Origin of the sequence: Flavobacterium cheniae (assembly GCF_004363695.1) — a bacterium.
Classification (GTDB): Bacteria; Bacteroidota; Bacteroidia; order Flavobacteriales; family Flavobacteriaceae; genus Flavobacterium; species Flavobacterium cheniae.
Genome location: NZ_SNZC01000001.1, coordinates 100377 through 112012, shown reverse-complemented (window position 1 = coordinate 112012; position 11636 = coordinate 100377). Strand labels below are relative to the sequence as shown.

Annotated in this window: 9 protein-coding genes and 1 pseudogene; 9 read left to right on the top strand and 1 reads right to left on the bottom strand. The window is 32.6% G+C overall.

Annotated features, from left to right (window positions below; translation table 11 throughout):
* The 3 genes and pseudogenes from C8D80_RS12880 to clpB all read left to right on the top strand — a co-directional run.
* Positions 1–118: pseudogene (locus C8D80_RS12880) on the top strand (fumarylacetoacetase); the annotation flags it as partial.
* 200 nt (positions 119–318) lie between these two features.
* Complete coding sequence (locus C8D80_RS00545; protein WP_133606279.1) at positions 319–1500, top strand: hypothetical protein; 1182 nt, start codon at positions 319–321, stop codon at positions 1498–1500.
* A 210-nt stretch (positions 1501–1710) separates the two neighbouring features.
* Positions 1711–4314, top strand: a complete 2604-nt coding sequence (clpB, locus tag C8D80_RS00540) for an ATP-dependent chaperone ClpB (protein ID WP_133606277.1) — start codon at positions 1711–1713, stop codon at positions 4312–4314.
* 109 nt (positions 4315–4423) lie between these two features.
* On the opposite strand, the gene C8D80_RS00535 is transcribed toward clpB, so the two are convergent.
* Positions 4424–5779, bottom strand: a complete 1356-nt coding sequence (locus C8D80_RS00535) for a M28 family peptidase (protein ID WP_133606275.1) — start codon at positions 5777–5779, stop codon at positions 4424–4426.
* Positions 5780–5949: 170 nt separating this feature from the next.
* Between C8D80_RS00535 and C8D80_RS00530 the strand changes: the two genes are divergently transcribed.
* The 6 genes from C8D80_RS00530 to C8D80_RS00505 are packed head-to-tail and all read left to right on the top strand — an operon-like array spanning position 5950 to position 11636.
* Positions 5950–7194, top strand: coding sequence for an MFS transporter (locus C8D80_RS00530; RefSeq protein ID WP_133606273.1), 1245 nt, complete (start codon positions 5950–5952; stop codon positions 7192–7194).
* A 39-nt stretch (positions 7195–7233) separates the two neighbouring features.
* Positions 7234–7737 carry a DUF4199 domain-containing protein gene (locus C8D80_RS00525; protein ID WP_133606270.1) on the top strand — a complete coding sequence of 168 codons (504 nt, stop codon included), beginning with the start codon at positions 7234–7236 and terminating at the stop codon, positions 7735–7737.
* Complete coding sequence (locus C8D80_RS00520) at positions 7738–8346, top strand: DUF2238 domain-containing protein (RefSeq protein ID WP_133606268.1); 609 nt, start codon at positions 7738–7740, stop codon at positions 8344–8346.
* A gap of 24 nt (positions 8347–8370) precedes the next feature.
* Positions 8371–8931: a GNAT family N-acetyltransferase gene (locus C8D80_RS00515; protein WP_133606266.1), complete on the top strand. Its 561-nt coding sequence runs from the start codon at positions 8371–8373 to the stop codon at positions 8929–8931.
* 5 nt (positions 8932–8936) lie between these two features.
* Entirely contained in the window at positions 8937–10079 is a 1143-nt protein-coding gene (locus C8D80_RS00510) for an ABC transporter ATP-binding protein (protein ID WP_133606264.1), read from the top strand.
* 12 nt (positions 10080–10091) lie between these two features.
* Positions 10092–11636 carry a hypothetical protein gene (locus tag C8D80_RS00505; protein WP_133606262.1) on the top strand — a complete coding sequence of 515 codons (1545 nt, stop codon included), beginning with the start codon at positions 10092–10094 and terminating at the stop codon, positions 11634–11636.

Genomic DNA, 11636 nt, shown 5'->3' with positions numbered 1-11636 from the left:
ATTCATCAACGACAACGATACTGTAATTATCAGAGGATATTGTCAAAAAGACAATCTTAGAATTGGTTTTGGAGAAGTTTCAAGTAAATTGTTACCCGCAGTGGAATTGAAATTCTAAAAACACAACCTTTCAATACTAAAACTCCGAAATCACCTTTCGGAGTTTTATTTTTTAGCCCTGATGGAAGTGGCATCCTTTTTGTTTTTTCTTTAAAAACAAAAAGATAGAACGGACAGCAGGACACGAGCTACAAAAAAGCGAACTGACGAAGTAATTAGCTCCAAAAAAATTTTATCTTTGACAAAATATTTAATTTTATGAAAAAAATTACCTTATTATTTTTATCGTTATTAATTGTTTCATGTGGTGTGAAGCAAACTCAATCTATGCTAAGTAATGGCGATTATGACGGCGCTATAAATAGAGCTTTAGAAGGTTTAAGAACTAATAAAAACTCTAAAGGAAACCAAGATTACGTTTACTTACTAGAAGAAGCTTTTGCTAAGGCAAAGCAACGCGATTTAGAATCTTTAAACTTATTAATAAAAGAAAATAATCCTTCGAACTACGAAAGAATTTTTAATCTTTACACACAATTACACAATCGTCAAGAACGTATAAAACCACTTTTACCACTTCAATTGTTGAAAGAAGGTAGAAATGCTATCTTTCCAATGGATGATTATTCTGATGAACTGATTAGTAGTAAAAATAATCTTTCGGGATTTTTATATGCTAATGCTAAAAAACTATTAGCTTCTAAAAACAAAATGGATTTTAGACAAGCTTTTGATGATTTAGCGTATTTGGATAAATTAAATCCGGGTTATAAAGATGTTCGTGCTTTAATGGACGAAGCTCAATTTAAAGGAACTGATTTCGTTCATGTTTACACAAAAAACGAAACCAATATGGTAATCCCAGCTCGTTTACAGGATGATTTATTGGATTTTAGCACCTATGGAATTAATGATAAATGGACTGTTTATCACAACAATAAACAAAAAAACATTACTTATGATTTTGGTATGATTGTTAATTTTAGACAAATCAACATTTCGCCAGAACAAGTAAAAGAAAAACAATTCATCAAAGAAAAGCAAATTAAAGACGGTTTTAAAACACTCTTGGACAACAACGGAAATGTAGTAAAAGATAGTTTAGGCAATCCTATTAAAGTGGATAACATGAAAACTATTACAGTTAGCATTTACGAATTTACCCAATTCAAATCATGCCAAGTAACCGCAAAAGTAGATTATATTGATTTTAGAACCAATCAATTAATAGATGCTTTCCCAGTAACTAGCGAATTTATTTTTGATTACATCTACGCTAACTATAATGGTGACAAACGCGCTTGTGAAGAGAATTATTATCAATATTTTGACAGAAGAGCTGTTCCGTTTCCAAGTAATGAACAAATGGTTTATGATACAGGCGAAGATTTAAAAGCCAAGCTAAAAGGCATTATTACCAATAATAAGTTTAGAAGGTAAATATTATAACTTAATTAACAGAAGACAGTACTTAATGATACTGTCTTTTTTTGTACCTTTATATGTGTTTTTTAGCTTATAAAATGTCATTTTGTCATTAAATCAAAAGAAAAATACTTAAAACAAAGACATTTTGACATCTTTAAAAGGTTGGAACATATATTGAATAATCCCTATCAAACAACTCACTAAAAAGGATTAATTAAGAATATGAACATCAACAAATTCACAATCAAATCGCAAGAAGCTCTGCAACAAGCACAGCAAATTGCACAAAGTTTTGGGCAACAACAGCTCGAAAACGAACATATATTTAAAGGAATTTTGGAAGTGGACGAAAACGTAACTCCGTTCATTTTAAAAAAACTCAACGTTAATGTGGAGCTTTTCAAAAAAGTATTGGATAGTACGATTCAAAATTTTCCAAAAGTTTCTGGTGGCGATATTATGTTTTCTCGTGAGGCTGGAACTACGGTAAACGAGGCTGAAATCATTGCTAAAAAAATGAACGATGAATTCGTTTCTATCGAACATTTAATTTTGGCTATCTTCAAATCGAAAAGTAATGTCGCTCAGATTTTAAAAGATCAAGGGGTAACTGAAAAAGGTTTACAAGCAGCTATTGACGAAATGCGTAAAGGAGAACGCGTAACTTCGGCATCGGCGGAAGAAACTTATAACTCTTTGAACAAATACGCCAAAAACCTAAATGAATTAGCTAAAAACGGTAAACTCGATCCAGTAATTGGTCGTGATGAAGAAATTCGAAGAGTTTTACAAATTTTAACGCGTCGTACTAAAAATAATCCGATGTTAGTTGGTGAACCTGGTGTTGGAAAAACAGCCATTGCTGAAGGTTTAGCACACCGAATTGTAGATGGCGATGTTCCTGAAAATCTAAAAGATAAAATCGTTTATTCGTTAGATATGGGTGCACTGATTGCTGGTGCCAAGTACAAAGGAGAGTTTGAAGAAAGACTAAAAGCGGTAGTTAAAGAGGTAACTTCTGCCGAAGGTGATATTGTGCTTTTCATTGACGAAATTCACACGCTAGTTGGTGCTGGCGGTGGCGAAGGTGCTATGGATGCAGCAAACATTTTGAAACCAGCTTTAGCTCGTGGCGAATTACGTGCTATTGGGGCAACAACTTTGGACGAATACCAAAAATATTTCGAAAAAGACAAAGCGCTTGAAAGACGTTTCCAAAAAGTAATGGTCGATGAACCCGATACCGAAAGTGCTATTTCGATTTTGCGTGGTATCAAAGAAAAATATGAAACACACCACAAAGTGCGTATCAAAGACGATGCTATTATTGCGGCTGTCGAATTATCACAACGTTATATAACCAATCGTTTTCTTCCAGATAAAGCGATTGACTTGATGGATGAAGCGGCTTCTAAATTGCGAATGGAAATTAATTCAAAACCTGAAGAATTAGACGTTTTGGATAGAAAAATCATGCAATTAGAAATTGAAATTGAAGCTATAAAACGTGAAAATGACGAAACCAAATTGAAAGGTTTAGGTTTGGATTTAGCGAATCTAAAAGAAGAACGCAACGAAATCTTTACCAAATGGAAATCAGAGAAAGATGTTGTAGACAATATTCAAAACGTAAAACAAGAAATTGAAGATTTCAAAATTGAGGCCGAACAAGCGGAACGCAATGGAGATTACGGAAAAGTAGCCGAAATTCGTTACGGAAAAATTAAAGATGCACAAGAACGTTTGGATGTTTTACAAAATCAATTAGCTGAAAACCAAGCTGGAACTTCCTTAATAAAAGAAGAAGTGACTCGCGAAGATATTGCAGAAGTGGTTGCCAAATGGACTGGAATTCCCGTAATGAAAATGTTGCAAGGCGAAAGAGAAAAACTACTTCGTTTAGAAGAAGAATTACACCATAGAGTTGTTGGACAAGAGGAAGCCATAGAAGCTGTAAGCGATGCTGTAAGAAGAAGTCGTGCTGGCTTACAAGATATGAAAAAACCAATTGGTTCGTTTTTATTCCTTGGAACTACAGGTGTTGGAAAAACCGAATTAGCCAAAGCCTTAGCCGAATATCTTTTCGACGATGAAAATGCCATGACTCGAATTGACATGAGTGAATACCAAGAACGCCATTCTGTAAGTAGATTAGTAGGTGCTCCTCCAGGCTATGTAGGTTATGATGAAGGCGGACAATTAACCGAAGCTGTTCGAAGAAAACCATATTCAGTAGTATTGTTAGATGAAATTGAAAAAGCACATCCAGATACATTCAATATCTTGTTACAAGTATTAGATGAAGGACGATTGACCGATAACAAAGGTCGTGTCGCGGATTTCAAAAACACGATTATCATCATGACTTCAAATATGGGAAGCCAAATTATACAAGAGAAATTTGAAAACCTAAAAGGTGGAATTGATGCTGCAACCGAAGCAGCCAAAGTAGAAGTTTTAGGTTTATTGAAACAAATTGTTCGTCCAGAATTTATAAACAGAATTGACGAAATTGTAATGTTTACACCATTAACCAATGCGAATATCAAAGAAATTGTTGGTTTGCAGTTGAAAAGTGTTATTAAAATGTTGGCACACCAACAAATTACAATGGATGCAACACCAGAAGCAATTGAATACTTAGCGCAAAAAGGTTTTGACCCACAATATGGTGCACGACCTGTTAAAAGAGTCATTCAACGTGAGGTTCTAAACCAACTTTCAAAAGAAATTTTGGCTGGTAAAGTTACTGTTGACAGCATTATTTTACTAGACAGTTTTGATGGAGAATTAGTGTTTAGAAATGAAAACGAATTGGTGAAATAAATTTTAATTTAATAAAAAACATCCCTTAATTCATGGGTTCATAATGGGTTAGTTTGTTTTAGTTTGGGAAACACCGATTCAGAATTGATTCGGTGTTTCTTATTTTAAACTAGTTTCTTTTGAATGTTGTTCTAATGATATCATTTGGAAAAACCACCACACTTTCATGCCCTGTTTTAGAAACAGAAGAAACTCCAAAATAATAATTATCAATTACAATTCCTTGCAACTCAAAATTATCAACATCACCAACAAATCGGCTAAATTCCCATTGTGGAGAAGTTGTTAATCGCCAGTAAATTTTGTATCCAATTATATTCTCATCAGAAACCTTATCCCATTTTAATTTGGTATTAGGTTGCACTATTCCACCAATTTTTACATTTTTTGGCTCAGGAGTTGCCCAAGCCAAACTAGCTAAAGTGATTGCATTTACAGCAGTTAACTTATTTGCGTATTCAAAGTTTACGCCTTCAATCACATCACCATATTTGATGCCATTTTCTACTCTTAAATCCTGATGTTGACGGTTGTAATTTTCATGTGCTTCCATAATTCTAACTCCAGAAAAACCTAAATCATTAAAAGGTCTATGATGCCCTCCTCTTCCAAATCTATCCAATCGATACACCATCATTGGATTCATTTCTGGCATATAAGTCGTAGTTAATTTGTGAATATATCTTGCTAATTGTCTTGAAATTCCATCTACTTCACCGCCATAAAAACGTCTATTACTTTTCTCTTTTTCTGTTTCAGTAATAGGTGTTGGTTCAGAAAAAATTCTAAATGTTCGATTATCGATTACGCCATCAACACCTTCTATATTTCCAATCATATCATTGTTTAAAACTCCAATAATATCCCAATTATTCTTTTTTGCGAACTCAGCGAAACCTTTTCCCCCAAACAAACCTTGCTCCTCGCCTGACAAGCCTAAATACACAATATTATAATCAAACTTATATTTAGATAGAACTCTTGCCGCTTCTATCGTTCCTGCCATTCCAGTCGCATTATCATTAGCACCAGGAGCATCTTTGGTAAAATCAATAGGATCTGAATTTCTACTATCAATATCACCCGTCATAATCACATATCGATTGCTGTTTTTTGTTCCTTTTTGAACCGCCACTACATTCACAATCCAAGTGTCTTTTGGAACACGCTCACCATCGTTAGTAGTAACAAAATCTTTCTGATAAAAAACTTCCAAACAATTAGAACAATCTTTAGAAACTTTTTCAAATTCTGATTTAATCCATCTTCTTGCTGCTCCAATACCTCTTTTGTTTGAGATAGTATCACTAAATGTGTTTCTAGTACCAAAATTGGCTAACGTTCGAATATCGTTTTCAATTCGTTTTGTTGAAATGGATTTAATAATATCATAAACTCTTGTGTCGGTTTGTGAAAAGAGAAACTGACTACAAATCACTAGCACAACTAAATAACATTTTCTCATAACTTTTTTTATTTCAAATTTAATGATTTGGTATGGATTAGATTACAGAAAACTAACACAAAACCACTGAATTTTGTTAAAGATTATTGTTCAAAAATATTTTCAAACCAAAACCATTTTAGTTCTATTATCTCTATTTTTACAAAATTAACTAACCAATTACACTAACAATGTCAAACTTTACTCTGAAAGAAAAACTAAAACATTTATTATCATTTCCAGTGATTGTAGCTGCATTAGGCTATTTTGTTGATATTTATGACTTACTTCTTTTCGGGATTGTTCGTGTCCCTAGCTTAAAAGACATGAACCTAGATGTTGATACTGCTGGAACCCTGATTCTGAATTACCAAATGGTAGGTTTACTTTTAGGAGGAATTCTTTGGGGAGTTTTAGGCGATAAAAAAGGAAGACTTTCAGTTCTATTTGGTTCCATTTTAGTGTACTCTTTAGCTAATATTGCTTGTGGATATTTACCTCACTTTCCTGTGGAAGACAAAACCATGCTATATGCTTGGTTGCGATTCATTGCCGGAATTGGTTTAGCAGGTGAACTTGGTGCCGGAATTACTTTAGTATCAGAATCCTTACCAAAACAATTACGAGCAATTGGCACTTCCATCGTAGCTGGATTTGGTTTACTTGGAGCTGTTGTAGCACAATTAACTGTAGAATTAGCAGGCGATTGGACTATTGCTTATTACATTGGTGGTGCTTTAGGATTAATGCTTTTAGTATTACGAATTAGCGTAGCAGAATCTGGAATTTACAACGATATCAAACACGATAATAACATCAAAAAAGGGAATTTCTTTTCGTTTTTCACCAATTGGAATCGTTTCATAAAATACATGAAATGTATTGCTATTGGATTACCTACTTGGTTTTGTATCGGAATTTTAGCGGTTATGGCCAATCAATTTGCACCTGTAATGGGAATTGATAATATTCAGCCGGGAAAAGCTATTATGTGGGCTTATGTTGGGATTTCGGTTGGAGATTTTGCAAGTGGTTTTATTTCGCATTGGTTACATTCTCGTAAAAAAGCGATTTTCTATATGATGTTGTTTACCATAATCGGAGTCTGTTTGATGCTTTTTGGCGGAACCAAATCGGAAAATATGTACTACTTTTATTGTGCTTGGTTAGGCTTAGGAACGGGTTATTGGGCCATGTTTGTAACTGTTGGAGCCGAACAATTTGGCACCAACATTAGAAGCACAGCTACTACCACTATTCCCAATATGGTTCGTGGACTAGTTCCCGTTATGTTATTGGCTTTTGACGGTTTAAAAGTAAATAATGGTGTGATTGCTGCTGCAGCGATTGTAGGTTTCTTTGCTTTTGCACTAGGCATCTACTCTACTCTAACTATTTCTGAAACACATAATAAAGATTTAGATTTCAACGAATAATTTCGTTAAATTTGAATAACTAACCAAAAACTAAGCATCATGAATAACATTGTTTTAAAAAATGGATTATTTGGAAGCATAATTGTTACTGCATTACTAGCATCTGTTACTATGTATATGAAAGCAAATCCTGAAAAAGAAGTCAGTATGATTTTTGGATTTGCAGGAATGCTACTTGCTTTCATCTTTGTGGTATTAGGAATTAAGCAACAACGAGACGCAAATAATGGGTTCATTTCTCTTGTGAATGCTTTTCTTACAGGTTTTTGGATTACCCTTTTTATTTCAACAGTTTATGTAGTAGTCTGGTTAATTATCTTTTATAATTTTTTTCCAAATTTTGCAGAACATTACACCGATATGGCTATTCAAAAAGCAAGTCCAGATGAAGTAGCAAAAGTAACCGAAGAAATGAATTCCTTCAAAGAAATGTATAAAAACCCTGTTATGGTTATTTTATTCACTTATATGGAAATCTTGCCATTAGGAATTGCCTTTTCATTTATAAGTGCTTTAATTTTAAAGAAAAAGCAAATCAACTAAATGAAAAAATTACAACTTTACTCTCTACTATTCTTTATTGGATTACTAGTTTCTGGAATTTATCCAAAAGAATATTTTACTTGGTTTTTAGAAGTACTGCCTGCAGTAATAGGATTTGCAATTTTAGCATTTACCTTTAAACGTTTTCAATTTACCAATTTTACGTATTTCTTCATTTTAATACATTGCTACATCTTATTCCTTGGCGGACATTACACCTATGCCGAAGTACCACCATTTGAATGGATAAAAGAAACATTCAACCAAACTCGAAACAACTACGATAAAGTCGGACATTTTGAACAAGGTTTTGTTCCGGCAATGATTGTAAGAGAGTTATTTATTCGAAAAAATGTTGTTTCAAATAAGAGTTTCTTTAACTTCATTATAGTAGCGGTTTGTTTAGCGATTAGTGCGGCTTACGAATGGTTAGAATGGGCTGTTTCATTATGTACTGGTGAAGGAGGTGATGCTTTTTTAGGTACGCAAGGCTATGTTTGGGATACGCAATCTGATATGTTATATGCAACCATTGGTGCTATTTGTATGTTGATTTTCTTCAGTAAAAAACACGATAAAGCAATTCAAGAGCAATTTCAAACTCAATAACAAGATTCAAATTATACAAAAATAATGCTACAACTTAACTTCTCTCCTTTTCCGATACTAGAATCGGAACGTTTACGTTTTAGAAGACTAACGAATGAAGATGCTCCTGAAATTATAGTGCTTCGAGGGAATCCTGAAACTATGAAATTTATTCCGAGACCTTTGGTTGTAGATGCTGAAGGCGCTTTGGCACACATAAAAATGATTAACGACAAAATAGATGAAAATATTGATATAAACTGGGCAGTAACCGAAAAAGGAAGTGATAAATGTATCGGAATTATGGGATTTTACAGAACGCAACCTGAACATTTTAGAACTGAGTTAGGCTACATGATTACACCCGAACACAATGGAAAAGGTTATGTTACTGAAGCTGTGAAAACATTATTAGATTTTGCTTTCAATACTTTGAATTTTCATTCTATCGTTGCGGTTATAGATTCAAGACATGTTGCCTCGGAACGTGTTTTACAAAAAGTTGGCTTTGTAAAAGAAGCTCATTTTAAAGAAGATTTTTACTATAATAACGAATTTACCGATACTGTAATGTATGGTTTACTAAAACGAAATTTTATAAAATAAAATATATGACCGAATTTGAAAAACAATTCCGCGAGGTGCAAGAACTTCTCGAATTCAACGACTTCAATCAAACCATAAAACGAGTAATCGATTTTACTTTAGATACCGAAAATATTGATTTTTATACCAAAACCAATGAAATTTTAAATTGGTTAGACCATAATGAAAAAGAAGACGAAGATAAAAAAACACGCTTAAAAACCTTGTTAGAAGAACTTCATGCCTTTTTGAGTAAAAAAGAATGTCATAATCATCAAACCATTATCTCAGTCAAAAATCTACAAAAAGTATACAATGCTTCTTTTGGATTGGGACCAATAAATTTAGACATCAAAACGGGTGAAATCATTGGTTTAGTTGGCGAAAACGGAAACGGAAAAACTACTTTACTTCGTAGCTTATGTGGCGAATTACATCCAACATCTGGAACCATAAATTATCAATTTCAGTATGATGATTTATATGATTTGCGAACAAAATTAGTCTACATACCACAACGAACTGACACTTGGCGCGGTTCTATGTACGAAAATTTAGAATTTACAGCAAGTTGCTACGGCTATTCACCGGAAGAAAATAATTTGGTGGTCGATTTAGTAATCACGCGTTTAGGATTGCGAAAATTTAGAAGACATTATTGGAATAATTTGTCTTCTGGTTATAAAATGCGTTTCGAATTGGCTAGAATGTTACTCCGCAAACCAAAAATTTTATTGATTGATGAACCTTTGGCAAACTTAGATATTTTGGCACAACAAACCATTTTAGACGATTTTAGAAACATCGCTAATTCGGCGTTTAGACCAATAGCTATTGTGTTGAGTTCGCAACAATTGTATGAAGTGGAAAAAACATCAAATCAAGTGGTTTTCTTAAAACGTGGATCACAAAAGAATTTGAATGCAGAAAATGATATAGCAAAAAATTGCATTATCGAATTCGAAAGTTCGTTGAATTTAAGCGATTTAAAACAAGCTTTCACCACTTTAGAAGTAATTTCTCTGGAACAAAATGGCGGAACTTTTATTGCCACTTTTTCAGAAAAAATTGAAATGAACGATTTCTTAAAAGTAGTCATAAATCAATCGATTCCAATGACTTATATGCGAAACATTTCAAATTCAACACGTCGCTTTTTTGTGAACTAAAAAAATTAAATCATGTTTAAAGATATACAGAAAAAATTATTATTAAAATATCCATTGCTTTGGAACACAAAATTCGTTCCTATGGTTGCTATTGGATTACTACTTCACCTCATCTTTTTTGGTCTAGGCTATTTAGATGGAACCATCGATTTTTCGAACAGAAACAACTTAGATATTGAAGTAACTTGCATCTTATTTGGTGTTTTACTTGTTATAATTATCATTATTTTATGGTTAGTTAATTACTTTAAAAACAATTCGTTAAAATCATTTTATAGTAAATCAAAATACAGTTTATTTTACGAATGGTTGCAAATATTTGTTGTTAGTACATTATTGATTACGTTTTATTTACCTTTTTCAGTTGGAAAGCAATTACATCAAAGAAGTTATTATTCACTTGAAGAAACAACCAATCGCTGCAAAACTATTGCTACTGCTGATATGTTTATTGATGGAAGTTTTGGAGAAACAGAAATTGATTCATTAGCATCCGGATTAATTGATAGTTTAGGAAATAAAATTGCTCTTAATTATAATCCTGAAGATGCAAATACAGCTGAATATGCTACTGAAAAAGAAAGTATGGCAGTTGAGGCAGTTGCTGCATACACCTATAAAAATCATATCATCTTTAACGGGAAAAAATACGATCAATTTTCATTAGTAAATCGTAATACATTTGAATTTACTGTTATTTCAAGAGAACAAGATTCGTTAAACAGAATACAAGTTCAAAATTGGTTACACCAAGGCAATAAAGCTGAAGTTAAAAAACTAATGGCCAACCATTTAAGTTTAATTAGAGAACACGATTTAGCAACCAATTTAACTTTAGATAAATGGTTCGAAATTGTTTACAAAGCGCCTGAATTTGATGAGTTTTTATATATTCAACCTTATTTGAAACAATATGAAACTGATGAATCTTATAATAACTATGAGATGGCATCAAAAATTGGTTATGATGACCGAAAATACTCTAAATATTTTGTGCAGCAAGATGTATTAAAAGATAAATATGATACCGTTTCAGAAGCACATACAGATCCATTTTTCAATATTGAAATGATTTTAGGGTTTTTATATGGTGCTTTTGGATTATCTATTTTGATTTTCTCTTTCCGAGTTACTTCTGGAAAAAGTTGGTTAATTGCAGTTGTCACAACTGGGGTTATTAATATAGTTTACGGTATTTTTACGGCAATTGTAGGCGTAGGAAATATGTATGCCTACCTAATTTTATTTACCATTTTAGGAATTATATTTTATTTCTTCTTAATATATTTCAACAAGAAGAATTTACAACTCAGTAGAATTGCTTTGAATCTGTTTTTATGGTCGTTCATAGGAATTATTCCTTTGATTTATTTCATAATTCAAGAACATTATTTAAGAGGTGAAAATAGATACGATTATAACTATACATCTCCCGAATATGAATGGATGAGAGAGCATATAATTCATATGTTTTCATTAAATTTTATTTTTGCCATTCTAACACTTTTCTTTTTATCAAAAATTATTAGAAACTGGAAAGGAATTTCAGAAGATTAA

Coding starts and splice junctions, on each gene's coding strand:
- C8D80_RS00545 (WP_133606279.1), top strand. CDS start 319: ATGAAAAAAATTACCTTATTATTTTTATCGTTATTAATTGTTTCATGT.
- clpB (WP_133606277.1), top strand. CDS start 1,711: ATGAACATCAACAAATTCACAATCAAATCGCAAGAAGCTCTGCAACAA.
- C8D80_RS00535 (WP_133606275.1), bottom strand. CDS start 5,779: ATGAGAAAATGTTATTTAGTTGTGCTAGTGATTTGTAGTCAGTTTCTC.
- C8D80_RS00530 (WP_133606273.1), top strand. CDS start 5,950: ATGTCAAACTTTACTCTGAAAGAAAAACTAAAACATTTATTATCATTT.
- C8D80_RS00525 (WP_133606270.1), top strand. CDS start 7,234: ATGAATAACATTGTTTTAAAAAATGGATTATTTGGAAGCATAATTGTT.
- C8D80_RS00520 (WP_133606268.1), top strand. CDS start 7,738: ATGAAAAAATTACAACTTTACTCTCTACTATTCTTTATTGGATTACTA.
- C8D80_RS00515 (WP_133606266.1), top strand. CDS start 8,371: ATGCTACAACTTAACTTCTCTCCTTTTCCGATACTAGAATCGGAACGT.
- C8D80_RS00510 (WP_133606264.1), top strand. CDS start 8,937: ATGACCGAATTTGAAAAACAATTCCGCGAGGTGCAAGAACTTCTCGAA.
- C8D80_RS00505 (WP_133606262.1), top strand. CDS start 10,092: ATGTTTAAAGATATACAGAAAAAATTATTATTAAAATATCCATTGCTT.